The sequence below is a fragment of the Neisseria dentiae genome, from assembly GCF_024580525.1.
GTDB lineage: Bacteria > Pseudomonadota > Gammaproteobacteria > Burkholderiales > Neisseriaceae > Neisseria > Neisseria dentiae_A.
In genome coordinates, this window is record NZ_JANIKQ010000017.1 from 28,999 (window position 1) to 53,256 (window position 24,258).

The 24,258-nt window shown below is 52.7% G+C and carries 21 protein-coding genes, 1 tRNA gene and 3 pseudogenes; 12 read left to right on the forward strand and 13 right to left on the reverse strand.

Translation table 11 applies throughout. The features are described 5' to 3' along the window. Positions 1 to 126 precede the first annotated feature (126 nt). Positions 127 to 687 (reverse strand): pseudouridine synthase, encoded by a 561-nt coding sequence (locus NQ012_RS10165; protein WP_257067497.1) that lies wholly within the window; start codon positions 685 to 687, stop codon positions 127 to 129. Between the two features lie 249 nt (positions 688 to 936). On the opposite strand from NQ012_RS10165, the gene icd reads away from it, so the two are divergent. The 4 genes from icd (at position 937) to NQ012_RS10185 (ending at position 3,762) form a co-directional block, all read left to right on the forward strand. After that, a complete protein-coding gene (gene icd, locus NQ012_RS10170; RefSeq protein ID WP_257067499.1) occupies positions 937 to 2,175 on the forward strand; it encodes an NADP-dependent isocitrate dehydrogenase in 1,239 nt (412 codons plus the stop codon). 79 nt (positions 2,176 to 2,254) lie between these two features. Further along, the gene (gene tam / locus NQ012_RS10175; RefSeq protein ID WP_257067500.1) at positions 2,255 to 3,025 is read left to right on the forward strand and encodes a trans-aconitate 2-methyltransferase; all 771 of its coding nucleotides are present in this window, start codon (positions 2,255 to 2,257) and stop codon (positions 3,023 to 3,025) included. 18 nt (positions 3,026 to 3,043) lie between these two features. Further along, positions 3,044 to 3,532: a GNAT family N-acetyltransferase gene (locus tag NQ012_RS10180; RefSeq protein WP_257067501.1), complete on the forward strand. Its 489-nt coding sequence runs from the start codon at positions 3,044 to 3,046 to the stop codon at positions 3,530 to 3,532. Between the two features lie 136 nt (positions 3,533 to 3,668). Further along, positions 3,669 to 3,762 (forward strand) — tRNA-Ser (locus tag NQ012_RS10185). An 83-nt stretch (positions 3,763 to 3,845) separates the two neighbouring features. On the opposite strand, the gene NQ012_RS10190 is transcribed toward NQ012_RS10185, so the two are convergent. Then, positions 3,846 to 5,105: a multifunctional CCA addition/repair protein gene (locus tag NQ012_RS10190; RefSeq protein WP_257067519.1), complete on the reverse strand. Its 1,260-nt coding sequence runs from the start codon at positions 5,103 to 5,105 to the stop codon at positions 3,846 to 3,848. A 120-nt stretch (positions 5,106 to 5,225) separates the two neighbouring features. On the opposite strand from NQ012_RS10190, the gene rlmB reads away from it, so the two are divergent. The 3 genes from rlmB to NQ012_RS10205 all read left to right on the forward strand — a co-directional run bounded on the left by rlmB (position 5,226) and on the right by NQ012_RS10205 (position 7,712). Beyond that, positions 5,226 to 5,978, forward strand: a complete 753-nt coding sequence (rlmB, locus tag NQ012_RS10195; protein ID WP_257067502.1) for a 23S rRNA (guanosine(2251)-2'-O)-methyltransferase RlmB — start codon at positions 5,226 to 5,228, stop codon at positions 5,976 to 5,978. A gap of 323 nt (positions 5,979 to 6,301) precedes the next feature. Beyond that, positions 6,302 to 6,718 (forward strand): NfeD family protein, encoded by a 417-nt coding sequence (locus tag NQ012_RS10200; RefSeq protein ID WP_257067503.1) that lies wholly within the window; start codon positions 6,302 to 6,304, stop codon positions 6,716 to 6,718. Between the two features lie 43 nt (positions 6,719 to 6,761). Next, positions 6,762 to 7,712 (forward strand): SPFH domain-containing protein, encoded by a 951-nt coding sequence (locus NQ012_RS10205; protein WP_257067520.1) that lies wholly within the window; start codon positions 6,762 to 6,764, stop codon positions 7,710 to 7,712. 413 nt (positions 7,713 to 8,125) lie between these two features. Here NQ012_RS10205 and ftsH read toward each other — a convergent pair. Both ftsH and NQ012_RS10215 read right to left on the reverse strand, forming a co-directional pair. Further along, positions 8,126 to 9,970 (reverse strand): annotated as a pseudogene (gene ftsH, locus NQ012_RS10210) (ATP-dependent zinc metalloprotease FtsH); the annotation flags it as partial. Between the two features lie 63 nt (positions 9,971 to 10,033). Continuing rightward, positions 10,034 to 10,654: an RlmE family RNA methyltransferase gene (locus tag NQ012_RS10215; protein ID WP_257067505.1), complete on the reverse strand. Its 621-nt coding sequence runs from the start codon at positions 10,652 to 10,654 to the stop codon at positions 10,034 to 10,036. A 113-nt stretch (positions 10,655 to 10,767) separates the two neighbouring features. Here NQ012_RS10215 and yhbY point away from each other — a divergent pair, with 113 nt between their 5' ends. After that, positions 10,768 to 11,049: a ribosome assembly RNA-binding protein YhbY gene (gene yhbY, locus NQ012_RS10220; protein ID WP_257067506.1), complete on the forward strand. Its 282-nt coding sequence runs from the start codon at positions 10,768 to 10,770 to the stop codon at positions 11,047 to 11,049. Between the two features lie 84 nt (positions 11,050 to 11,133). Here yhbY and NQ012_RS10225 read toward each other — a convergent pair whose 3' ends face one another. Next, entirely contained in the window at positions 11,134 to 11,577 is a 444-nt protein-coding gene (locus NQ012_RS10225) for a DUF4149 domain-containing protein (protein ID WP_257067507.1), read from the reverse strand. Between the two features lie 158 nt (positions 11,578 to 11,735). Between NQ012_RS10225 and NQ012_RS10230 the strand changes: the two genes are divergently transcribed. Then, complete coding sequence (locus NQ012_RS10230; RefSeq protein ID WP_257067508.1) at positions 11,736 to 13,316, forward strand: YdgA family protein; 1,581 nt, start codon at positions 11,736 to 11,738, stop codon at positions 13,314 to 13,316. A gap of 90 nt (positions 13,317 to 13,406) precedes the next feature. Here NQ012_RS10230 and folE2 read toward each other — a convergent pair whose 3' ends face one another. Next, a complete protein-coding gene (gene folE2, locus NQ012_RS10235; protein WP_257067509.1) occupies positions 13,407 to 14,180 on the reverse strand; it encodes a GTP cyclohydrolase FolE2 in 774 nt (257 codons plus the stop codon). 234 nt (positions 14,181 to 14,414) lie between these two features. On the opposite strand from folE2, the gene NQ012_RS10240 reads away from it, so the two are divergent. Beyond that, entirely contained in the window at positions 14,415 to 15,581 is a 1,167-nt protein-coding gene (locus NQ012_RS10240) for a trans-sulfuration enzyme family protein (RefSeq protein WP_257067510.1), read from the forward strand. 145 nt (positions 15,582 to 15,726) lie between these two features. On the opposite strand, the gene NQ012_RS10245 is transcribed toward NQ012_RS10240, so the two are convergent. Beyond that, complete coding sequence (locus NQ012_RS10245; protein WP_257067511.1) at positions 15,727 to 16,458, reverse strand: phosphoadenylyl-sulfate reductase; 732 nt, start codon at positions 16,456 to 16,458, stop codon at positions 15,727 to 15,729. A gap of 25 nt (positions 16,459 to 16,483) precedes the next feature. On the opposite strand from NQ012_RS10245, the pseudogene NQ012_RS10250 reads away from it, so the two are divergent. Continuing rightward, positions 16,484 to 16,627, forward strand: a pseudogene (locus NQ012_RS10250) (lipoprotein signal peptidase); the annotation flags it as partial. Positions 16,628 to 17,336: 709 nt separating this feature from the next. Here NQ012_RS10250 and NQ012_RS10260 read toward each other — a convergent pair. The 6 genes and pseudogenes from NQ012_RS10260 to copM all read right to left on the reverse strand — a co-directional run bounded on the left by NQ012_RS10260 (position 17,337) and on the right by copM (position 23,373). Then, positions 17,337 to 17,549, reverse strand: a complete 213-nt coding sequence (locus NQ012_RS10260; protein WP_005628486.1) for a Gfo/Idh/MocA family oxidoreductase — start codon at positions 17,547 to 17,549, stop codon at positions 17,337 to 17,339. Between the two features lie 52 nt (positions 17,550 to 17,601). After that, positions 17,602 to 18,027 (reverse strand): DUF4405 domain-containing protein, encoded by a 426-nt coding sequence (locus tag NQ012_RS10265; protein ID WP_257067513.1) that lies wholly within the window; start codon positions 18,025 to 18,027, stop codon positions 17,602 to 17,604. Positions 18,028 to 18,172: 145 nt separating this feature from the next. Continuing rightward, a pseudogene (locus NQ012_RS10270) lies at positions 18,173 to 19,473 on the reverse strand (IS3 family transposase); the annotation flags it as partial. 53 nt (positions 19,474 to 19,526) lie between these two features. Continuing rightward, a complete protein-coding gene (locus NQ012_RS10275) occupies positions 19,527 to 19,703 on the reverse strand; it encodes an alcohol dehydrogenase catalytic domain-containing protein (protein ID WP_005612082.1) in 177 nt (58 codons plus the stop codon). Between the two features lie 440 nt (positions 19,704 to 20,143). Then, complete coding sequence (locus NQ012_RS10280; RefSeq protein ID WP_445013496.1) at positions 20,144 to 22,336, reverse strand: copper-transporting P-type ATPase; 2,193 nt, start codon at positions 22,334 to 22,336, stop codon at positions 20,144 to 20,146. Positions 22,337 to 22,632: 296 nt separating this feature from the next. Further along, positions 22,633 to 23,373 (reverse strand): CopM family metallochaperone, encoded by a 741-nt coding sequence (gene copM / locus NQ012_RS10285; RefSeq protein WP_257067514.1) that lies wholly within the window; start codon positions 23,371 to 23,373, stop codon positions 22,633 to 22,635. A gap of 393 nt (positions 23,374 to 23,766) precedes the next feature. On the opposite strand from copM, the gene cueR reads away from it, so the two are divergent. Further along, entirely contained in the window at positions 23,767 to 24,171 is a 405-nt protein-coding gene (gene cueR, locus NQ012_RS10290; protein ID WP_257067521.1) for a Cu(I)-responsive transcriptional regulator, read from the forward strand. The last annotated feature ends 87 nt before the right edge of the window (positions 24,172 to 24,258 follow it).

Sequence of the window (24,258 nt, forward strand, 5' to 3'; positions counted from 1 at the left end):
TTTCTGTGTGTGAAAAATCAGGCGTGCAGTGTATCAAATTTACCGTGCCGGTTAAAGATGGGGCGGTTTTACCGGCCGCTTTTTTCAGACGGCCTCGGGCATATACCGAGGCCGTCTGAAAAACATTCAAGGCATGGTTTTGCAAAACACCCAAGCGCCCTGCTCTATGCCCAGCTCAAACAGGTTCAGCCGCCCCACGGCCACCCGCACCAAACGCAGGCATGGATAACCCGCTTTGGCCGTCATCCGCCGCACTTGGCGGTTTTTGCCTTCGCTAATGGTAATTTCAAGCCAGAAATCGGGCACGGTTTTGCGTTCGCGCACGGGCGGGTTACGCGACCACAAACGGGCGGTTTCTTCGGACCGCAAAACCCTAACCTTTGCCGGACGGGTAACAAAACCGCCCAAATCCACGCCTTTTCGCAGCATATCGAGCCGCGTTTCGTCGGGGCTGCCTTCCACCTGCGCCCAATAGGTTTTTTCTTTACCGTGCTTAGGCTCGGCAATCTGCGCCTGCAAGCGGCCGTTATCGGTTAACAGCAATAGGCCTTCGCTGTCGGTGTCGAGCCGTCCGGCGGGGTAGAATCCCGGCGCATCAATATAATCTTTCAGGCTCTTATGTGTTTCGTGCGGCGAAAACTGGCAGATTACGCCGTAGGGTTTGTTAAAGGCTATCAGGTTTTTCATAGTTGTTGGCACCGTATCCGTTTGCCGGCATATTCTACCCCCTGCCGTGCCGCACCCGAAACCAATTGTTAACAGCCACTAGCACAAGAAGCAAAAATCAAGCATAATTCCCAAGCATTATGTGTGCGGAACCCATTTATATTTCCGTAGGCTTCCGAGCCGTTGCGCCCGTTATGCTCCGCCAAACCGCAAGCGCAATGCCTCAAACAAAACCGTCAAGAAAAAAACCCGTAAAAAACAGGAGACACCATGAGTCATATCAAAGTACCCGCCGAAGGCCAAAAAATCGTTCCCGGCCAAGCCATTCCCAACAATCCGATTATCCCCTTCATCGAAGGCGACGGCATCGGCGTAGACATCACCCCCGTTATGATTAATGTAATTGATGCGGCCGTAGCCAAGGCTTATGGTGGCGAGAAAAAAATCCACTGGATGGAAGTTTTTGCCGGCGAAAAAGCCACCCGTGTTTACGGCGACAACGTATGGCTGCCCGAAGAAACGCTGGAGGCCCTGAAAGAATATTCCGTATCCATCAAAGGCCCGATGACCACCCCCGTGGGCGGCGGCATCCGCTCGCTCAACGTGGCGCTGCGCCAAGAGTTGGACTTATACCAATGCGTGCGCCCCGTGCGCTATTTCAACGGCGTACCCTCTCCGCTGAAAGACCCGAGCAAAACCGATATGGTGATTTTCCGTGAAAACACCGAAGATATTTATGCCGGTATCGAATGGGAAGCCGAAAGCGAAGCCGCTAAAAAAGTGATCGCTTTCCTGCAAAACGAAATGGGCGTGAAAAAAATCCGCTTCCCCGCCACTTCAGGCATCGGCATCAAGCCCGTGTCTAAAGAAGGCACCACCCGCCTGGTGCGCGCCGCCATCCAATACGCCATCGACAACGACCGCGACAGCGTAACTTTGGTACACAAAGGCAACATCATGAAGTTTACCGAAGGCGGCTTCCGCGACTGGGGCTACGAGCTGGCGCAAAAAGAATTCGGCGCCGAACTGATCGACGGCGGCCCGTGGTGCAAATTCAAAAACCCGAAAACCGGCAAAGAAATCATCGTTAAAGACGCCATTGCCGATGCCTTCCTGCAACAAATCGTATTGCGCCCCGCAGAATACGACGTTATCGCCACCCTCAACCTCAACGGCGACTACATCTCCGACGCGCTGGCTGCCCAAGTAGGCGGTATCGGTATCGCCCCGGGCGCCAATATTTCCGACCAATACGCCGTATTCGAAGCCACCCACGGCACTGCACCGAAATACGCAGGCCAAGATAAAGTGAACCCCGGTTCTCTGATTCTGTCTGCCGAAATGATGCTGCGCCATCTGGGCTGGAAAGAAGCCGCCGATTTGGTTATCGAATCCATGGAAAAAGCCATCGGCGACAAACAGGTTACCTACGACTTCGCCCGCCTGATGGACGGTGCCAACGAAGTATCCTGCTCCGCTTTCGGCAAAGCCATGATCGAACGTATGTAATCAGGCCGTCTGAAAAAGCCGTGCAGCATTTTCTGCACGGCTTTTTCTTTCACAATCACGCCACATAAAGGAAACGCCAATGGCCGATTGGAATCCCGAACTCTACCGCCGCTTCGAAGCCGAACGCACCCGCCCGGCCGCCGAACTGCTGGCACGCATTGCCAACCGCCCCGTAAGCCGCGCCGCAGATTTGGGTTGCGGATCAGGCAACAGCACCGCCTTGCTGCTGCAAACATGGCCGCAGGCCGATATCTGCGGCATCGATAACTCCCCCGCCATGATAGCCGCGGCACAGCAACGCCTGCCCCAATGCAGCTTTGTCGAAACCGATCTCATCCGGTGGCAAGCCGATGCCCCGCCCGACCTTATCTTCGCCAACGCTTCGCTGCAATGGACGGGCAACCACGAACACCTGCTGCCCAAGCTCTTAGCGCAACTTGCCCCGAACGGTGTGCTTGCCGTACAAATGCCCGACAACCTAGAAGAACCCGCACACCGCCTGATGCGCGAAACCGCCGCCCAACCCCGTTGGCGGCAAGCCATGGCCGCCCTGCGAAACCGCGATGCCCTGCCCGACGTTTCCGCCTATTACGATATCCTCACCCGTTCCGGCTGCCGTGCCGATATCTGGCGCACCACCTATTACCATGTTATGCCGAGCGTGAAACACATCACCGAATGGTTTCAATCCACCGCCCTGCGGCCGTTTCTAAACCTGCTCGAGCCGCACGACCAACAATATTTTTTAGCAGACTACACCGACGCCCTGCACCAAGCCTATCCCGTTCAGGCTGACGGCTGCGTGCTGCTGCCGTTTCCGCGTTTGTTTATCGTGGCCGAAAAAATATAACGTTTTCATTAAAAAACCATGACCGTTTCCGTTTTTCCCTTGTCTCGCTACCCCCAACATATCGAGCCGCTGGCAAACGCCCTGTTTGCCGAATGGCACGACTTCGCCCCGTGGTCGTCGCTTGAAAAAATCCGTGCCTACTATCAAAAATGCCTGCGCGGCAACGATTTGCCGCAAGCATTCGTAGCAGTCGACCCAAGCGGCACCCTGCTCGGCAGCGCGGCTCTGAAGCGCCATGACATCGCTTCGCTGCCGCAATACGAATACTGGCTGGGCGATGTGTTTGTGCTGCCCGAATATCGCGGCAAAGGCGCGGGAAACGCCTTGATCACATACTGCCTGCACCATGCGCGGCAAACCGGCATTCGCGAACTGTATCTCTACACACCGGATATGCAGCCTTTATATGTCCGCCACGGCTGGCACGAAATTGAAAAACGGCCGCACAACGGCGAAACCGTGAGCGTGATGAAACAGGTTCTACCCGGTCATACCAAGCCCAAATAGAACCGGCTGCAACGCGGCCAAAACCCAATTAAAATGAATTTAAATGAAATTCAAAAACTTAATTTTCAGACGGCCTAAAAACCACCAACCTGCTTGACACCCCAAACAGACTTGTTTATAGTTCACGCTTCTTTACGGAGTAGTGGCTGAGAGGCTGAAGGCACACCCCTGCTAAGGGTGCATCTGGGCTAAAACCTGGATCGAGGGTTCGAATCCCTCCTACTCCGCCAAAATCAGTAAAATATACAGCAAAAAGCCGGTGAAATTTTCACCGGCTTTTTGCTGTCGGTTCAAAGCATCTAGAAATACAAACTTACATCGCGGAGCCGTTGTTTCCGCCACGGCTCAAAGCCTGCTTATAGGCCGTCTGAAGCGGTGTGATTTTTTCCAAACGCGCTTTGTCGATGGCTTCGGCGGTTTTCTGCGGATTATCCGCGCAGGCGGCGGCGATGGCGGCGGTGTCCGTTTCATTGGCGGCGGCAAGCAGGGCCAGCCAATGCGCCCGCTGCGGGTAGGCTTCGTTTTCGCGGTGCAGGCGGCCCTGCGTGTCGGCCACGCATACGTTTAAGGCCGTCTGAAAGCGTTCGGGGCGGCGGAATGCATCGGCTTTTTTCAAGGTATCCAGCGCGGTTTTCGGTCTCAGCTCGCCGACGCTGTGAAACATGATGTGCCAGCGACACACCAGTTCGGCCAGCTCGGCGCAGGCTTTCGGCACTTTCCAGCGGGCGTTGACGGTGCGCACGGGCACCACGCCGGCAATGTCGTGGCCGTGGTGCTTGGGCAGGATGTCGGCCGGTGTAAGCGCCTTACCCAAATCGTGCAGCAGCGCGGCGTAGCGCTCCGGCAGCGTCAGCCCCATATCAGCGGCGCGTTGCAGCACCATCAGTGTGTGGATGCCGCTGTCGATTTCGGGGTGATAGTCGGCACGCTGCGGCACGCCGAACAACGCATCCACTTCGGGCAACAACACTTTCAAAGCGCCGCATTCGCGCAGGATTTCCATCATGCGGCGCGGCTGCGGCTCCATCAGTCCTTTCGCCAGCTCCTGCCACACCCGTTCGGCCACCAGTGCGTCGGCTTCGCCGTTTTCCACCATTTGTTTCATCAGCGTCATGGTTTCGGGCGCAACCTCGAAGCCGTAGCGGGCGGCAAAGCGGGCGGTGCGCAAAATCCGCACGGGGTCTTCGGCAAAAGCGGGCGAAACGTGGCGCAGGATTTTATCGTGCAAATCCTGCCGTCCGCCGAAAGGGTCGATAATCAGGCCGTCTGAATCTTGCGCCATGGCGTTGATGGTTAAATCGCGGCGCTGCAAGTCCTGCTCCAGCGTAATGTTTTTGTCGGCATAAAAGGCAAAGCCCGCGTAGCCTTTGGCGGTTTTGCGCTCGGTGCGTGCCAGTGCGTATTCTTCGTGGGTTTCGGGGTGCAGAAACACGGGAAAATCTTTGCCCACAGGCTGGAAACCGCGCTTGGTCATGGTTTCGGCGTCTGCACCCACTACCACCCAATCGCGGTCGGTAACGGGCAGGTTGAGCAAAGTATCGCGGACTGCGCCGCCGACAAGGTAAATCTGCATGGTGTTTGTGAGGCCGTCTGAAAAATAAAACCGATTGTATAACAAACCGCCCTGCTTTTCAGACGGCCTGTGTGCAAACCCTGTATAATGCCGCCTCTAATCTTTAGCAAAAGCAGAGCCATGGCCAATCAGCGATTTATCTACGGTTTTCACGCCGTCAACGCCCGTTTGTGGCAAAACCCCAAAAGCATCACCGAACTTTATATACAGGAAGGCCGGCAAGACGCGCGCACGCGGGAAGTGTTGGAAAAAGCCGCCGCCGAAAACGTGCGCGTGCACTTCGCCGCCGCCGAGCGCCTCAACACCATCGCCAAAGGCGCGCGCCATCAAGGAGTGGCCGGCTTTATCGACGCATCCAAAAACCACGTTCATCTGGAAGACGTTTTGGAAAACCTGCGTGAACCCGCCCTGCTGCTGGTGCTCGACGGCATCACCGATCCGCACAACCTCGGCGCCTGCCTGCGCACCGCGGATGCCATGGGCGTGCACGCCGTGATTGCGCCGAAAGACAAAAGCGCCGGGCTGAACGCCACTGTGAGCAAAGTGGCCTGCGGTGCCGCCGAAACCGTGCCCTACATCACCGTTACCAATCTCGCCCGCACCCTGCGCGAGCTGAAGGAATACGGCATCTGGGTGGTCGGCACCGATATGGGCGGCGAAGCCGATCTGTATCACGCCAGGCTGCCCGAAAGCATCGCCTGGGTGATGGGCAACGAAGGCGAAGGCATGCGCCGCCTCACCCGCGAGCATTGCGATATGCTGGTTTCCGTGCCCATGTTCGGCACGGTGGAAAGCATGAATGTGTCGGTAACCGCCGGCATGGTGTTGAGCGAAACCCGCCGCCGCCGTGTGTTGGCCGCTGCCGCCGGATAAGATAATAAGCCTGTGTCGTTTGCCAATCGAATCAAAAGCCGTCTGAAAGCCGTTTTGTTTTCAGACGGCCTTTTATTTGCCCTCGGGCCGTCTGAAAAAAACTTTATCGTAAATAAACTTAATGAAAAGTACACACTTCATACCCGGGTTTGAACCGAGCATGACGGAACGGTTATAAAACAAATGGTTTTGCTATATTTACGCCCGGGCAATAGCCAAGTAAACTTTTAACGAATCACCCGCCCTCCCGCTGCAAAAGCATTGATTTTTATTGCAGGCAGACTTATGTTCAACACGAATCCCAACCACAGAAAGGCAACCCCATGACATATTGGTTTATCGCTGCGGCATTGGTGCTGATTCTCGAACTGTTCGTCAGCACGATTTACCTGTTGGTGGTCAGCGCCGCCCTATTCGGCGCGGGCTTGGCTGCCCTTCTGTTTAACAACCTAACCGTCAGCATCATCACCGCCGCCGTGCTGGCCTCCGTGGGTATCGCTTGGGCAAACCGCTGGATCAAACGCCACCGCCGACTCGACAACGGCGACGCATCGCTTAATGATTTGGACATCGGCCAAACCGTACACATCAACCGCCACCTGCACGGCAATATGTATGAAGTGCACTACCGCGGTTCTGTTTGGCAAGCCGAAGCCGCCAATGCCCAAACCGCTTCCCAACCGCAAACCGCCGTCATCACCGGCAAAAACGGCAATATCCTACTGATTAACTTGCATTAACCCGACTTAAACCAAAGGAAAAACCATGGATTTCAACATCTTCATCAGCTTTCCCATCCTGATTTTTATCGCCGTTGTCGTGTTCGGCTTCAAAGCCTTTACCGTGGTGCCGCAACAAGAAGCCTATGTGGTCGAACGGTTGGGCCGTTTCCACAAAATCTTAAATCCCGGCCTGAATATTCTGATACCGTTTGTCGACCGCGTGGCCTACCGCCACACGTTAAAAGAAATCCCCCTCGACGTGCCCAGCCAGGTGTGCATCACCCGCGACAATACCCAGCTCACCGTTGACGGCATCATCTACTTCCAAGTAACCGACCCCAAGCTCGCTTCATACGGCTCCAGCAATTATATTTCCGCCATCACCCAACTGGCGCAAACCACCCTGCGCTCGGTTATCGGCCGTATGGAACTGGACCGCACTTTTGAAGAACGCGACGAAATCAACAGTATCGTCGTGTCCGCACTCGACGAAGCCGCCGTATCTTGGGGCGTGAAAGTATTGCGTTACGAAATCAAAGACCTCGTGCCGCCGCAGGAAATTCTGCGCGCGATGCAGGCGCAAATCACTGCCGAACGCGAAAAACGCGCCCGCATCGCCGAATCGGAAGGCCGTAAAATCGAACAAATCAACCTCGCCAGCGGCCAGCGCGAAGCGGAAATCCAACAATCCGAAGGCGAAATGCAGGCTGCCATCAACGAATCAAACGGCCAGAAAATCGCCCAAATCAACCGTGCCCAAGGCGAGGCCGAAGCCCTGCGGCTGGTGGCAGAAGCCAATGCCGACGCCATCCGCGCGGTGGCCGCAGCCCTGCAAAACCCCGGCGGCAGCGAAGCTGTGAACTTGAAAGTGGCCGAACAATATGTAGAAGCCTTCGGCAAGCTGGCTAAAGAAAACAACACCTTGATTATGCCCGCCAACATTGCCGATATCGGCGGTTTGGTTGCCGCCGGTTTGAAAATCGTTGAAGGCAACAAAACAGCAACCAAATAAAACTGAGACCTTTGCAAAATTCATTTAGGCCGTCTGAAACATCAGATTATCGTCATTCCCGCGTAGGCGGTAATCCAGTCATTTTTTCGTAAATTATTGAAATAAAATACTTGATGGTTTAAAGGCTGGATTCCCGCCTACGCGGGAATGACGGAATTTAAGCATTTCAGACGGCCTTAAGGTATTTTTGTAAAGGTCTCGGCCTTTGATTCCAATATTAAAGTGCATAAAAAAGCGGCCTTAACGGCCGCTTTTCAATCGCGTGGATTTTATACTTTATCCGCAGGATAGCGCGTTTCCTCACCGGATTCTGCCGCAACTGCCTGACCGTTTGCGCTACTTTCAGAAGATTGGGCTTCTGCGGTATCTGCATATTCAACCTGCGGCTGTGCCGTAGTATCGCCGTCTTTTTTACGGATATTGTGGCTGTAATCTTTCGGCGGGCTGGGTTGTTTGCCCTCCATGATTTCCAACACTTGGTCGCGGTCGATGGTTTCCCATTCCATCAGTGCTTTGCACATGGTTTCCATCTTATCGCGGTTTTCATCCAAGATTTTATAGGCCACGGCATATTGCTCGTCGAGAATGCGGCGGATCTCCGCATCCACTTCCTGCTGGGTTTTCTCGGAAATATGCTGCGAACGGGTTACGCTGCGGCCGAGGAACACTTCGCCTTCGTTTTCGGCATAAACCATCTGCCCCATTTTGTCGCTCATGCCGAAACGGGTAACCATTTCGCGGGCGATTTGGGTGGCGCGCTCGAAATCGTTGGAGGCACCGGTGGAAATACGGCCCACAAACAAATCTTCGGCAATACGACCGCCGTACAGAATCGAAATCTGGCTCAGCATTTGGTCTTTATACATGCTGATACGGTCGCGCTCGGGAAGCTGCCAAGTCAAACCCAGCGCACGGCCGCGCGGCATGATGGTTACTTTGTGGACGGGATCCGTGTATTCCAAGCTTTCCGCCACAATCGCATGGCCGGCTTCGTGATAAGCGGTGGCGCGTTTTTCGTCTTCGTGCATCACCATCGAGCGGCGCTCGGGGCCCATATAGATTTTGTCTTTGGCGTCTTCAAAGTCGCTTTGATCCACTTTCACTTTGTTGCGGCGGCCTGCAAACAGGGCGGCTTCGTTCACCAAGTTAGCCAAATCCGCACCCGAAAAACCGGGCGTACCGCGTGCCAGCGAAACCAAATCCACCGATTCGTCGAGCGGCACTTTTTTGGCGTGCACTTTCAGAATCTGCTCGCGGCCGCGGATATCGGGCAGCGGCACCACTACTTGGCGGTCGAAACGGCCGGGGCGCTGCAAAGCAGGATCGAGCACGTCGGGGCGGTTGGTGGCGGCAATTACGATAACGGTTTGGTTGCTTTCGAAACCGTCCATTTCAACCAGCAATTGGTTGAGGGTTTGTTCGCGCTCGTCGTTACCGCCGCCCAAACCTGCACCGCGCTGGCGGCCTACGGCGTCGATTTCGTCGATAAAGATAATGCAGGGGGCGTTTTTCTTAGCCTGCTCGAACATATCGCGCACGCGGCTGGCACCCACACCGACGAACATTTCAACAAAGTCGGAACCGGAAATGCTGAAAAACGGCACTTGCGCTTCGCCTGCAATGGCTTTGGCCAGCAGGGTTTTACCCGTTCCGGGGCTGCCCGCCAACAGGATGCCGCGCGGCACTCGCCCGCCCAAGCTCTGATAGCGGTTGGGTGCTTTCAGATAATCAACGATTTCCTGCACTTCTTCTTTGGCTTCGTCGCAACCCGCCACATCGGCGAAGGTTACTTTGTTGGTGTCTTTATCCAGCAGTTTGGCACGGCTTTTGCCAAACGAAAACGCACCGCCTTTACCGCCGCCGCCCGATTGCATACGCATGAAATAAAACCACGCACCGATCAGCAGCATCACCGGCAGCAGGCTGAACAGCAGGCTGGTGAGCATGCTCGGTTTTTCTTCGGGCGTAACTTTCACGCGCACTTTTTTATCCAACAGTGTCGGAACCAGTTTTTCGTCTAACGGCGCATTGGTGAAAAATTCGGTTTTGTCGGTGCGCGTGCCTTTAATCAGGTAGCCGCTGACCACCGAACCTTCAATGTTCACATTGGCAATTTCACCTTTGTTCACTTGTTCGATAAACTGCGAATATTCGATTTGCTGTTTGTTTTCTTTGCTGTCGCTGATTGCGTTGAACGCCATCAGCATGGCAACAATCAACACCAGCCAAACCAACACATTTTTTAACATATTCCCCACTGAAACAGGCTCCATATAAGGGTCAAAAATAAGAACGGATTGTAAATCAGGCTATACGCATTGTCAGCGTTTATTTTTGCCCAATAAATAAATCTCACTGGAACGATTGCGGGAGGCATTCGGCTTTCTGGTCTGCACCGAAGCGAACACTTCGCGCATAGCGGCGGCGTATTCTTGATACCCCGCCCCCTGAAACACCTTAACCAGAAAATTACCGCCTGTTTTCAAATGGTTGGCGGCAAAATCCAAAGCCAGCTCACACAAATAAAAGCTGCGTGCCTGATCCGTTACGGCATTGCCCGACATATTGGGTGCCATATCGCAAATTACAAGGTCTAACGGGCGACCATCCAGCAGCCGCTCGAATTCGGCCAATACGGCCTCTTCGCGGAAATCGCCCTGAATGAACGATACGCCTTCCAGCGCATCCATCGGCAGAATATCCAAGGCAAACACCTGCCCGCTGCTGCCGGCCAGTTGCGCCGCCACCTGCGACCAGCTGCCGGGCGCGCTGCCCAAATCGGCCAACACGGTGCCGGGGCGGATAAGTTTGTCTTTTTCGTTGATTTCCAAAAGCTTGTAGGCCGCGCGCGCGCGGTAGCCGTCTTTTTGCGCCAGATGCACATAATGGTCGTTAACGTGTTCATTGAGCCATGCTTTGGAAGATTTTGAACGCACCGACATACCGTAACCACACAACAATAATAAAGCCGCTATTGTACGTTATTTTCTCCCTTAAAGGCGCCGCTTCGCGTAGAATAACGCATTTAACCGATTTTGATATTTAAGCAGAGAATATGGCCGACAAACTCACCACCCGGGAAATTTTAGAACTCAAAGCCCGCGCCCATCATTTAAACCCCGTTGTGATGGTAGGCCAACACGGCCTGACCGAATCCGTTATCAAAGAAACCGATGCGGCGCTGACGGCGCACGAGCTGATCAAGGTGCGCGTGTTGGGCGACGACCGCGCCGAACGCATCGCCATTTGCGAAGCCTTGTGCGAAGCGGTGGACGCACAATTGGTGCAGCATATCGGCAAACTGTTGGTTTTGTGGCGTGAAAACACCGAAAACTAAAACAGGGCAACCAACAATCAAATAGGCCGTCTGAAAAAGTTATTTAAAGTAGCAACTTTTTCAGACGGCCTGCTTTATAACCGGTTACCGCCACTCCATTCTAACCAAACGGAACACCAAGCCCAGCCCCAGCACGCTGCACACCATATAAATAATGGTTGAAACGCCGTGCCATCTGCCGAACGAGCCGCCCAAGAGCGTTAACAGCCAGTTGGCCGTTCCCGTTTTATGAGCCTCGATCACGGGGGTAACCAGAAACTGGTTAACTGCCAGCAAAGCCAGCAGCAGCAACACCCATTTGCCTGTGTGCGGGCGCGCATAAGCCCGTTTTTCTTCCGATCTGCCCGTAAAATAAACCAGCAGCCAAACAGCCAGGCCGATATAGGCCGTTACGGTAAACAACACACCCGCCAACGCGCCTGCCTCTATCCGTTCCAAATTTTGAAACAACAGAGGCGCAACCAGATAACCCACGCCCAACTGCAAACCCAGCCACGCTCCGGCCAATACGCCGGCCAATTTTTTCATTATCTGCCCCTCGCGTTAAAATTCACGCACGATACCATTTTCTGCACGCCGCCATCAAGCGCGGGAAAAGCCCCGGGCCGTCTGAACGCCCCGTTCAATCAAAGACAAGCACCGCAAAAAATGCTATGCTTCGCGCTTTCCGTTTATTGTGTGATGCAATGAAAAAGCTACTGATTTCCCTGTCGCTCGCCCTTGCCGCCGTTTTGGCCCTTGTGTTCGGCGCACTGCCTTATTATCTCGGCATCAAGGCCGAAGAAAGCCTGGCCGCCCAGCAGAAACTGCTGTCGCAATCCGGCTTTCTCACCGTTGAGTCGCACCAATACCAACGCGGCTGGTTCGGCGCCACCGAAACCACCGTTGTGCGACTGAAACCCACCCTGCTCCACAACACCGGAAAATACCTGCCCGACAACCTCAAAACCGTTTTGAAAGAACCGATTACGGTTATCAACCATGTTAAACACGGCCCGTTTGCCGGCGGTTTTACGCCCGTGCGCGCCCATGTGGAAACCGAATTCAAATACCACCCCGAAGTGGCCAAAGTGCTGGCCCGCTTTTTCGGCACACAAGCACCCGTGAGCCTTACCAACACCGTTAACCTCGGCGGCAGCGGCGAGCTGGCCTTAAGCGTGCCCGCATTCGATTACGAAGAGCTTTCGGGTATCAAGCTCAACTGGAAAGGCTTGAGCGGCACCACTGTTTACCAACCCGAATTCACTGCCTACACCCACGATTACACCGCTCCTTCGCTGCAAGCCAAGCTGGCCGACAAAGGTGATGTTGCGCTGGAAAACCTGCATATCCGCACCGAAACCACCGACGGCGGCAACCAACTGGCACTGGGCAGCAGCAGCTTTAAACTCGATAAATTTTCGATGCAGTGGAAAGAAGGTTTCGACTACAACATCAAAATCAACGAGCTGGTGAATTTGGTTACCGATTTGCAGATCGGCGCGTTTATCAACCCCACCGGCACCGTCGCCCCTTCCAAAATCGCCGTTGAAAAACTCAGCTTCGACACCCGAACCGGTGAAAACGGCGAATGGGTAAACAGCGAAGGCCGCTTCCGCTTCGAAACCCTTGCCTACGGCGACGAGCACTACGGCCCGCTCGACATCAACGTGGCTGCCGAGCATCTGCACGCCAAGAGCCTTTTGGCCATTAAAAACAAAATGGCCGAACTCTCGTCGAAAGAAATGACCGAAGAGCAGATTCAAAGCGAGCTGTTGAAAACCGCCCGCAACGAAGCCGCCGGCCTGTTCACCCAGAATCCCGTGCTGAACGTTAAAACCTTCACCTTCAAAATGCCGCAAGGTTTGGTTGATGTGAAAGGCCGCCTCAGTTTCAACGGCCTCACCCGGGCCGAGATGAACGACTTTAGCGCCATGCTCAAAAAAACCCATGCCCGTTTCGACATGCAGGTGCCGCAGAAACTGCTCGAGCAGCTGGCCGTCAACCAGGCCGACAATATCTTCAGCGTTAACCCTGAAGACCTTGCCGAGGGCCGCGCCAGCCTCGACGACATCAACGAAACCCTGCGCCTGATGGTGGAAAGCACCGTCAACTCGATGGCGCGCGAGCAATACCTCACCGTTGACAACGGCAACATCAAAACGCTGGTCGAGCTGGACAACAGCCGTCTGAAACTCAACGGCAAAATATTCGAAACCGCGCCCGAGCCGGAATTCACCGAGGCGGATATGCTGCCCGAGGGCGAAGCCGCAGCTTCCGCGCCTTAAGGCCGCCGGTTGAAACCCGAACGCCGTTAATGCAACAGGCCGTCTGAAAACGTTTCAGACGGCCTGTTTCAATTTGAAACCGCGATGCAGTTAAGGATAGGCGATATAGGCATAAGCCGAATGGTTGTGTATCGACTCGAAATTTTCGCTTTCAACCACAAAACCGCAGATGCGGCCGTCGGCGATTAGGCGGGTGGCAACGTCGCGCACCATGTCTTCGACGAATTTCGGGTTTTCATATGCCTGCTCGGTAACGAATTTTTCGTCCGGCCGCTTGAGCAGGCCGTAGAGCTGGCACGATGCCTGCGATTCCACGCAGTCGATAACTTCTTCTATGCCCACTTCGCTGCCGCAGGTGATGGTTACGGTAACGTGCGAGCGTTGGTTGTGGGCACCGTATTGCGAAATTTCTTTCGAGCAGGGGCACAGGCTGGTTACCGGCACCAGCACTTTGAGCGTGTGGCTGTATTCGCCGTTTTTGATTTCGCCCGTTAGCGTTACGTCGTAGTCGAGCAGCGACTGTATGCCCGACACCGGCGCGCTTTTTTTGCGGAAAAACGGAAACGACACGCTGATTTTGCCCGAATGCGAATCCAGCAACGACACCATTTCTTCGGTAAGCGTTTTCAGGCGCTCGAAACCCAGCGCTTCGGTTTGGCGCTCCATCAGGGCGACGAAGCGCGACATATGCGTGCCTTTTTGGTCGGCGGGCAGAAAAACCGTCATGGTCAGGCGGGCAACGGTGGCCTGCGTGCCTTCGGCGGTGTTGAGCGTAATGGGGAAACGTAAGTCTTTGATACCGACCTGGTTAATCGGCAGGTTGCGTAAATCGCGGGTGGATTGCACGTCTACAATGGCGTTCATGCGTCGGATTTCCTTAGAATCTGAAGAGGGCTTGAAGCCCCTATGTGTGTGCAGGCGGCGCAAAATGCAAGGCCGTCTGAAATAAAGTTTCAGACGGCCTTGCAGCAGATCCGAACAGGCCGCCCGAATTTTCAAATGCGAGATTATATCACTTAGCGCCCCGCCGGGCATTGATTGTTTCTATTTTTCGGATAGTGCTAAAATCCTCTATCCCTCCAACCGAAAGGCCACGCCATGAAATTCGCCACCGAAGCCATCCACAGCAGCTACGACCCCGACGACCACAACCGCGCCATCATGCCGCCGATTTATCAGAACAGCATGTTCCGCATGAAAGAAATCGGCGAGCAGATTCCGTTCCGCTATGCCCGCGCAAGCAATCCCACCCGCAAAGTGCTGGAAGACACTGTTGCCGCGCTGGAACACGGCGCGGCGGGCTTTGCCTTCGGCAGCGGCATGGCCGGCATCGACTGCGTGTACCGCGCCTTTCTGCGCCCCGGCGACACCATTATCGCGGTGAGCGACATCTACGGCGGCAGCTACGATTTGCTCACAGAAGTGTATGCCCTGTGGGGCGTGAACGTGGTGTTCGCCGATTTAACCGACCCCGCCAATCTCGATAAAGCGCTGGCCGAACACGCAAACGTGAAAATGGTGTGGCTGGAAACCCCGTCCAACCCATTGCTGCGGCTGGTGGATATCGAAACGCTTGCTGCCAAAGCCAAAGCCGCCGGCGCGCTGGTGGGCATCGACAACACCTTCGCCACGCCCTATCTGCAAAACCCGCTCGATATGGGCTGCGACATCGTGTTCCATTCCGCCACCAAATACCTGTGCGGCCATTCCGACGTGCTGATGGGCGTGGTGGCGGTGAAAGCCGAAGAGTTGGCGCGCCCGATGCGCACCATGATGATGAACACCGGCGGCGTGGCCGGGCCGATGGACTGCGCGCTGGTGCTGCGCGGCATCAAAACGCTGGCCCTGCGTATGCAGCGCCATTGCGAAAACGCGCTGGAAATCGCCCGCCGTTTGGAAGCGCATCCTGCGGTTGAAAAAGTGTTCTACCCCGGCCTGCCTTCGCACGAACATCACAATCTGGCGAAACGGCAAATGAGGGATTTCGGCGGCGTGGTGAGCATTTGGCTGAAAAACGACAGCAAAGAAGCCGCCAACAGCGTGATTAAAAACCTGCAAATGGTTCAGATGGCCTCCAGCTTGGGCGGTGTGGAAAGCCTGATTAACCACTGCTATTCGCAATCGCACAGCGGCGTGCCGCACGAAATCAAAACCGCCGCCGGCATCAAAATCGGCCTGCTGCGCTTTTCCATCGGCGTGGAAGATGTGGAAGACATTTGGGCGGATATTTCCGCCGCGCTGGATACGGCACAGGCCGGCCAATAGTTAAACCGCTTAACTTCATAACCATCCCGTCATGCTCGGACTCCGCCTGAGTATGACGGGTGTACTTTTTTAAGAGTTGAAACCTTTGCAAGCCATTTAGGCCGTCTGAAAAATGCTTACCACCGTCATTAGCTGCGCAAATCCGCTATTTATGCAAGCCGCACTCTTTCGTGTCTTTATTCTCCCACCACCAGCGCCCGGCGCGGATACTTTCGCCCTCTTTCACCGGGCGCGTGCAGGGTTCGCAGCCTATGCTGGGATAACCTTGGCGGTATAAAGCGTTGAGCGGCACTTGGTGTGCTTGGGCATAAGCCCACACATCACCGTCGTCCCAATCGAAAATCGGGTTGAATTTGGCGATGCCGCGCGCGCCGTCGTGCTCTTCGAAATTCAAGCCGCTGCGGGTTTCCGACTGGCTTTGGCGCTGCCCGGTCAGCCAGGCGGGCGCACCGGCCAAGGCGCGGTTGAGCGGTTCGATTTTGCGGATATGGCAACAACGGCGGCGCAATTCCACGCTTTCATACATGGCGGCGCTGCCGTATTCCTGCTCGAACGCATCTGCCGCTTGCGCATCGGGGCGGAACACTTCGATACGGATGCGGTAACGGCTGTCGGTTTCGTCGATCAGGGCGGCGGTTTCGGGATTGAGTTTGCCGGTATTAAGCGTAATGATGCGCAACGGCAGCTTCAGGCGGGCGATTTGGTCGGTGATAATCATATCTTCCACCGCCAGGCTGGAAGCGAAAACGGCTTGGGGAAAGCGTTCGGTGATTTCCTGCAAACGCGCGGCCAAAACCTGTTCTTTAGCGGGCTGTTGCGCGGCTTCGGCTTCTGAAACGGCGGGAATCTGCCAAAGTTTAGGGGCGTATAGCGACATAGTAGGGTTCCGTATTCTGAGACCTTTGCAAAACCCCCATCTGCGGCGCATTTCTGCGTTGTGCGCTGCTCGCTCGCTTGCCTAACTCCATGTTATGTCTGCGCTCGCTGTGCTGCTACGCCTTGAACTGCATCCACATCTGGAGGTTTTGCAAAGGTCTCATTCTGTTTTTCTGCCGCATTGTGCGCCCGCCCCTGCCGCATTGGGAAAGAATGGTTTTTTATTTGGTTATAACCAAAGGCCGTCTGAAAACATCAATCAAAATGTTTTCAGACGGCCTTGATTTCGTTTTGCCCTACTGTGCCAACCATGCGGACAGGAAAACTGCCCGAGACCTTTGCAAAACCCCATCTGCGGCGCATTTCTGTGTTGTGCGCTGCTCGCTCGCTTGCCTATCTACTTGATATGTCTGCGCTCGCTGCGCTGCTACGCCTTGAACTGCATCCGCATCTGGGGGTTTTGTAAAGGTCTCTGACCGACCGGTTTGGGCCAGGGTCTGTTGACACAACGCAACGGCGGTATTTTTGGTCAACAATCCCGCCCACGGCGTTAGGTAGCGTAGCGGACTTGCGAAGCTAAAATACCCGCAAGGTGTTTAACCTTGCTGCGCTTTATTGCCTCAAAAAACCGCTGCCGGTCAATTGTCAGCAGACTTTAGAACGGTTGTTTCTATATCATTTATAAAATGTAAATTATAAAATGCTTTAAAATCAATCAATTAAATATTAACTTGTCAAATTTGAAGTGTGAATATGTAAAAATAAAGAATAAAAAGACTAGATTTCAGATTTTATTTTTACACAATGTACTTACTATAAAATACCAAACAGATAATATTTGTCCATAAATTCATTGAGTTGATTATGCCATTTTTACACTTATTGACTAATCACGATTAAATCCACCTCATCAGTCAGTAACTTTTCAAAATTTGACACAATATCAATGTTGGGGAACCATGCTAATGCCCGAGTGGTTGAACGCTCAAAAAATTTTATCACGTTAAACCGATGATCATTTTTAAAAAAGGGAACGTGGAAAATACGGGTAGAATACCCACTCCCCACAATGGCAACATTAATTTTCTTCATATTTGGCTATCCTTAATTAATAAAATTGTGGCGAGTATAAGATCGTTTCTATCTAGCCATTTGCGAATAAATTAGCAATAGGTTTCCAATGTAACCCCAAATGTACACCCACTAAAATTTGCAACCAATGGGTGCTGGTCATATGAATTTTTCGCATTAAATCTGTGGTAGAGTGGAATAGCATTTCCACCAATAGATGTTTAGAAAGCATAATGCCACTGATACAAGCGGTTAAAAATAACAAAAAAGTTGCAAAATTGACCGCACTTTGCAAAATGCGATAGCTGTTATAACTGCCTGAAAAGGTCTTTTTGAGCCACCATGTATTCAGTGAAAGATGTGAGATAATCAAAGCAAAAAAGACCAAGCCGAGCCATTCGTGCGTGATTTCTTCATAAAGATGATAGCCAAAAAGAGAAAGCAATATTGCCGTTAGAACCAAATCTTGAGCGAGTTGGAGGAGATATTTTTTCTTCATAAAATTGAAATTTAAATGGTAGGGACATACGCTGTGTGCCCCTACATTTTTATTTTGTATAACCATTTTCGGTTAAGAATTTAGCTAATCTTTTTTCCACTTGTTGTTCAGCCCTTACCGTTTTATGCAAATACGCCTCAAAACCGTTTAGCCCTTTTAGTCTCACTTGAATACGCTCGTGATTGTAATAATGAATATATTTGTGAATAGTTTGTTCGAGTTGCTCAAATGTTTCAAATCGTTTACCAAAATAACATTCCGTCTTCAATCGCCCGAAAAAGCTTTCCATCGCACTGTTATCCAAGCAATTTCCTTTTCTTGACATACTTTGCACGATGCCATTTTGTTTCAATATCGCCTGATAACCTGCCATCTGATATTGCCATCCTTGGTCGGAATGTAAAATCGGGCTTGCTCCTTGCGGGAGCTTTGCGACAGATTGTTTCATCATTCGCATTATTTGCTCAAAGTTTGGGCTTCGGGCAAGGTCATAGGCGATAATTTCGCCATTAAATAAGTCCTTAATCGGCGAAAGATAAAGTTTGCCTTCCGCACATTTAAACTCGGTAATATCCGTGACGAGCTTTTCATTTGGAGCGTTTGTGTGAAAATCCTGTCGCAATAAATTCTCGGCAATTTTACCCACTTCGCCTTTGTAAGAACGATATTTTCTCTGCTTACATTTTCCTTTTAAATCAAGCTGTTGCATTATCGCTTGCACACGCTTATGGTTAATTGCACCGAACATTTTTCGCAATGCTAACGTAATACGACGATAGCCATAATTGCCGTCATTTTTGCGATAAATCTCAACAATTTCCTGCCTAATTGCCACATTTTTATCAATTTTAAGCTGTAAATGATAAAAGAATGAACAGCGTTTTAAACCTGTCAAATGGAGTAATATTTCCAAGGAAAAATTTACCCTCAACATTTTCATGATGGCTACTTTTTCCGCATTTTTGCTTGGTTGAGTTCCCGCAACTTTTTTAGGTAAGCATTCTCCGCTTCCAGTTCCAAAATCCGATAACGCAAGCGTTCTTCTTCGGTTTTGGGTGGGGGAGGCATTTTCGGGTATTTCGGTTTCATTGCTGGTCGTCCTTTCGGCTTTGGAAATAAGCCGTTTATACCTTGTTTTTCAAAGGCTTGCAACCACTGGCTAATCACCCCTGAATTAGCAATACCAAAATGCAGACAAGCACTTTCTGCAGAAAATTGCCCCTTTTTGACCGCTTGTATGACGGTTAATTTAAATTCTGGGGAATATTTTTGCTTCTTACCCAGTACGGCTAAACTATTGATTCCATTATAGTTATATTGCGAAATCCAACGACGTAGCGTGGAGGCTTTAAGCTGAAATTGCTGGCGAGTGAGTGAGCAATTTTTCCCGTTTTGGAGAAAAAATGCGATCACTTCTTGTTTGAAAGATTGGTTGTATTTCGTCATAAAAAATCTGCACCTTAATCAGTTGGTTTTTAGTCCAACTTTTGGGGTGCAGATCAGACGCTCACTTTGTCGCCGATTTGAAATTCGCCAGCGTCATCGCCCACCGCCACGACCACGCCTGCCCCTGCATAACCCAAAGTCGCAGGGAACACAGGGTCAATCACATACGCCCCTTCCCGATACATCATCTCGGCACGGTTTAGTCCCAAAGCGTGCATTTGGATTTGCACTTCGCCCGATTTTGGGCGGGGATTTGTACATCAACGATTTGCAGGACATCAGGCGAACCTGTTTTTGTAAATTGGATTTGTTTGCTCATTGTTTTGACCTATATTAAAAATGGGCGTATTTTAGCGTTTTAAAATAACAATAAGAATGGCGAAAAATGGGAAGTTGGTTTTTAAAAATGGAAAGATTGGGCGTTTTAGTCCGTCTGAAAAAAATGCCGTCTTAAAAAAGCATCAAAGATGTAGGGTGCAACTTGTTGCACCATTTTCCTGATGAAATATTGGGTTGGTGCAATGACGCACACTGCGAAACTGTTTGAAAAACACAATGCCGTCTGAAAAAGTATTAAAGACCTTTTCAGACGGCATAAAAAACACCGCTTTATCAAAAGCGGTGTTTTTGAGGTCGTTTTGTCATTGGAAGAAGCCTGCGAGGCTGTGGTCTACAACTTGCTTTTGCGCAGCCGCAGTGCGTTGCCGACCACGGATGCCGAGCTTAGGCTCATCGCCAGTGCGGCAATCATCGGCGAGAGCAGCCAGCCGGTAAAGGGGTACAGCACGCCGGCGGCAACAGGAACCCCTAGGCCGTTGTATAAGAAGGCAAATAACAGGTTTTCCTTCATATTGCGCACGGTGGCCTCAGACAATTTGCGTGCGGTGGCAATACCCCGCAAATCGCCTTTGACCAGCGTGATTTGCGCACTGCTCATTGCCACATCGGTGCCGGTACCCATTGCGATGCCGACATCGGCTTTGGCCAGTGCGGGGGCATCGTTGATGCCATCGCCTGCCATTGCGACCACCCGCCCTTCGTTCTGAAGCCGCTCGATCAGTGCCAGTTTGTCGGCGGGCTTGACTTCGCCGTGCACTTCGTCGATGCCCAGTTTTGCGCCCACGGCGTTTGCCGTGGTCAATCCGTCGCCGGTTGCCATAATGATGCGCAGGCCGGCTGCTTTGAGCGAGGCCAATGCTTCGGGGGTGCTGTCTTTTACAGGATCGGAGACGGCAAGCAGTCCCGCAAGATGTCCGTCCGCAGCCAGATATATCACGCTGGCACCTTCACTGCGCAGGGATTCGGCCTGCTCGATCAGTGGTTCGACGCTAAGCCCGTTCTGCTGCATAAACGCCGTGTTGCCCAGTGCCAGCGCACGCCCTTCAACCACGCCGCTCACGCCGATGCCGCTGCCTGAATCAAACTGTTCGGGTTTGCTCAGCTTCAGCTGTTGTGCCCGTGCGGCCTGCACAATGGCGTCGGCCAGCGGGTGTTCGCTGCCCTGATCCAAGCTGGCGGCCAAACGCAGCACTTCTTCGGCGGAAAAGCCTGCTGCCGCAACGGCACGGTCAAAGGCGGGTCGGCCTTCGGTGAGTGTGCCGGTTTTATCAATCACCAAAGTGTCTACTCGCCGCAAGTTTTCGATAGCGGCGGCATCACGGAACAATATGCCCCTGCCTGCCCCACGTCCTGTGGCGACCATCACCGACATCGGCGTGGCCAGTCCCAGTGCACAGGGGCAGGCGATAATCAAGACCGCAACGGCGTTGATCAACCCGAACACCCAAGACGGTTGCGGGCCGAACACGCCCCAGACAAAGAAAGTGGCAACGGCGACGGCGACAACAGCCAGTACGAAATAGCCTGCCACCCCGTCGGCCATACGCTGCATCGGTGCTTTGGAGCGCTGCGCCTGGGCCACCATCTGGACAATCTGCGAAAGCACGGTTTCCGAACCGATGCGCTCGGAGCGGATGACGAGCGCACCGCCGGTGTTGAGCGTGGCGCCGATGACTTTGTCGCCGGTGGCTTTGCGCACCGGCAGCGGCTCGCCGGTCAGCATCGATTCATCTACCGAGCTTGCGCCCTCAACCACCACGCCATCGACAGGCACTTTTTCGCCGGGGCGCACACGCAGAAGGTCGCCGATGTGGATGTGGCTGAGCGGCACATCTTCTTCAGCACCGCCCGGGCCGATACGCCGTGCGGTTTTGGGCGCCAGTCCGAGCAGGGTCTTGATTGCCGCCGAAGTCTGCGACCGGGCTTTGAGTTCGAGCATCTGGCCGAGCAAGGTCAGCGAGATGATGACGGCCGCCGCCTCAAAATACACGCCGACCCGCCCCATCGATACAAACGATGCCGGAAAGATGCCGGGTGCAGCGGTGGCAACAACGCTGTAAACGAAGGCTGCACCCGTTCCCAGTGCAATCAGCGTCCACATATTGGGACTACGGTTTGCCAGCGACTGCCAACCCCGTGAGAAAAACGGCAGCCCCGCCCACAGCACGATCGGCAGCGACAGCACCAGCTCTACCCAGCTTTGTGCGGCCATATCCATCAGGTTCAGACGCTCGCCGAACATCGCCAGCACCAGCACTGCCGCCGTCAGGGGCAGCGTGTACCAAAAGCGTCGGGAAAAATCACGCAGCTCCGGATTGTCGTCGTCCAATTCAGGCATCAGCGGCTCCAATGCCATACCGCAAAGAGGGCAGTTGCCGGGGCGGTCTTGCCGGATTTCCGGATGCATCGGGCAGGTGTAGCCCGAAGCAGCCGCTGCATCGGACGGTGTCTGCACAGGGCGGTGCTGTCCGTGTCCGTGTCGGCACTCGTGGTGTTTGGGCGGTTTGTGTGTTTCTTGCTTCATCACAATTTCTCCTGTTGGGTTCATAGGGTCATCACCGGTCGTTTACCGAAAAAGTAGGTACGGATTGGGCCGGTCAGAATGACGGTTTTTTCAGGCTGCCTGCAAATACCGATGCCGTCTGAAAAAGCAGAAGGTTCAGAACATCGCTTGCCGATGTGTCCGACAAGTCGGCATCATCATTTCCTTGGGGCTTGTTTTAAAGGCTGCCTGAAAACCCCAAATGCCGTCTGAAAAAGCCTTAAACCTGTTTTCAGACGACCTCAAAAGCACCGCTTTATCAAAAGCGGTGTTTTGCCTTATTGCCCCTGCTGTTTTAGCCAGTCTTGCATCAGCTTGATTTCAGGTTCTTGGGCTTTGATGATGTCTTGAGCGAGCTTTTTCATTTTTTCGTCTTTGCCGAACTGTAATTGCACTTTTGCCATCTCGACCGCCCCTTGATGATGCGGAATCATTGCTTTGGCAAAGGCAACATCAGGGTTTGGCTCATTGATTGCCGCCATCATCGCCTCGTGGTGCGCCTTGCCTGCGGCATAGGCTTTGGCGTGTGGGGCGTTGGCGTTTTGGGTGGTCGTGTCTTTGCCATTCAGCCAGCCATTCATCAAGTCAATTTCGGCTTGTTGTCCGTCAATAATCGCTTGGGCAAGTTTTCTCATTGTTTCGTCTTTGCCATATTCAAGCTGTACTTTTGCCATTTCCACCGCCCCAATATGGTGGGGAATCATACCAGAGACAAACGCCACATCAGGGTCTGCCAAACTGCCTGCCACACTCATTTTATCGCCCATCGCCCCCATCATCGCAAGGTAGGCTTGGGTATGCGGAGCGGTGTTTTGATTGTCCATTGCCATTGCCGAATGGTTCATATTGGCGTGGCTGTTTTGGTTGTTTGTGGTGTCGTGAGTGCTTTGGGTGTAATTGTTATCGCCTACATTAGAATGCGTTGGTACATCGTTTTTGGCATTACCACAAGCGGTCAAAGTCGCCACAACAAGGGCAAGGGCAGATAATTGTACGGCACGGTTTTTAAACATTTTCATTACAGTTTTCCTTATCAAAATGGGATTTGGCAAACATTGGGCAAACCTAAGCCCGCCCAATGTTTTTAGTTAATCAATTACTTGCAATCACAATCGCCACAAGTGCAGTTTTGACAAATGCACGGCTCGCCATTTTGGCAGTTGCATTTTGGATTGCAATTTTGCCCTGTGCAAGATTGGCAACCGCAGTGGGCGTTTGGGTTTTTGATGATGTCGTTCATAACAATTCTCCAAATTAAAGGTTGATTATCAAAACAAAAACCGTTTTTAAGCCACTAAAAACATTGCTTTTTTGTTTTGATGAGCGTATCATAAATCCTAACCTTGCGTTAGGGTCAAGGATTATTTTTGCGGATTGACAATTTTTTACAAACGCCAAAACAAGGAGCAACAATGAACATCGGTCAAGCGTCCAAAGCCACAGGGCTGTCCATCAAGCAAATCCGTGATTATGAAAAAGCCGGTTTGTTATCAAACACTTCACGCAGTGCATCAGGCTATCGTATTTATGGCAATGATACGCTTGACCGCCTAAAATTCATCGCCAAAGCAAGGGGCGTGGGCTTTTCGCTTGCCCAAATTGGCGAGCTTTTGGCACTGCAAGACAATCCACACCGCAAAAGCTGTGAAGTTAAAAGCCTGACGGGCGTGCACATTGAATTTTTGACCCAGAAAATCGAAGAACTGACACAGATGAAAGCCACCTTGCAGGCGTGGAGCGACGCCTGCACCGGCGACAACGCCCCCGACTGCCCGATTTTAAAAGGCTTGGCGGAGGGCGGTGAGGATAAGGGCTGACAAAGTTTTTTGGCGGTTTTTTCAGGCAGGGTTAATTTAAGAAGGCCGTCTTAAAAAACACAATTTGCCGTTTTACCGCTGTTTTTT

Excerpts from the sequence above, each read along its gene's own strand:
- NQ012_RS10165 (WP_257067497.1), bottom strand. The coding sequence starts at position 687 with ATGAAAAACCTGATAGCCTTTAACAAACCCTACGGCGTAATCTGCCAG.
- icd (WP_257067499.1), top strand. The coding sequence starts at position 937 with ATGAGTCATATCAAAGTACCCGCCGAAGGCCAAAAAATCGTTCCCGGC.
- tam (WP_257067500.1), top strand. The coding sequence starts at position 2,255 with ATGGCCGATTGGAATCCCGAACTCTACCGCCGCTTCGAAGCCGAACGC.
- NQ012_RS10180 (WP_257067501.1), top strand. The coding sequence starts at position 3,044 with ATGACCGTTTCCGTTTTTCCCTTGTCTCGCTACCCCCAACATATCGAG.
- NQ012_RS10190 (WP_257067519.1), bottom strand. The coding sequence starts at position 5,105 with ATGCAGATTTACCTTGTCGGCGGCGCAGTCCGCGATACTTTGCTCAAC.
- rlmB (WP_257067502.1), top strand. The coding sequence starts at position 5,226 with ATGGCCAATCAGCGATTTATCTACGGTTTTCACGCCGTCAACGCCCGT.
- NQ012_RS10200 (WP_257067503.1), top strand. The coding sequence starts at position 6,302 with ATGACATATTGGTTTATCGCTGCGGCATTGGTGCTGATTCTCGAACTG.
- NQ012_RS10215 (WP_257067505.1), bottom strand. The coding sequence starts at position 10,654 with ATGTCGGTGCGTTCAAAATCTTCCAAAGCATGGCTCAATGAACACGTT.
- yhbY (WP_257067506.1), top strand. The coding sequence starts at position 10,768 with ATGGCCGACAAACTCACCACCCGGGAAATTTTAGAACTCAAAGCCCGC.
- NQ012_RS10225 (WP_257067507.1), bottom strand. The coding sequence starts at position 11,577 with ATGAAAAAATTGGCCGGCGTATTGGCCGGAGCGTGGCTGGGTTTGCAG.
- NQ012_RS10230 (WP_257067508.1), top strand. The coding sequence starts at position 11,736 with ATGAAAAAGCTACTGATTTCCCTGTCGCTCGCCCTTGCCGCCGTTTTG.
- folE2 (WP_257067509.1), bottom strand. The coding sequence starts at position 14,180 with ATGAACGCCATTGTAGACGTGCAATCCACCCGCGATTTACGCAACCTG.
- NQ012_RS10240 (WP_257067510.1), top strand. The coding sequence starts at position 14,415 with ATGAAATTCGCCACCGAAGCCATCCACAGCAGCTACGACCCCGACGAC.
- NQ012_RS10245 (WP_257067511.1), bottom strand. The coding sequence starts at position 16,458 with ATGTCGCTATACGCCCCTAAACTTTGGCAGATTCCCGCCGTTTCAGAA.
- NQ012_RS10260 (WP_005628486.1), bottom strand. The coding sequence starts at position 17,549 with ATGAAGAAAATTAATGTTGCCATTGTGGGGAGTGGGTATTCTACCCGT.
- NQ012_RS10265 (WP_257067513.1), bottom strand. The coding sequence starts at position 18,027 with ATGAAGAAAAAATATCTCCTCCAACTCGCTCAAGATTTGGTTCTAACG.
- NQ012_RS10280 (WP_445013496.1), bottom strand. The coding sequence starts at position 22,336 with ATGAAGCAAGAAACACACAAACCGCCCAAACACCACGAGTGCCGACAC.
- copM (WP_257067514.1), bottom strand. The coding sequence starts at position 23,373 with ATGAAAATGTTTAAAAACCGTGCCGTACAATTATCTGCCCTTGCCCTT.
- cueR (WP_257067521.1), top strand. The coding sequence starts at position 23,767 with ATGAACATCGGTCAAGCGTCCAAAGCCACAGGGCTGTCCATCAAGCAA.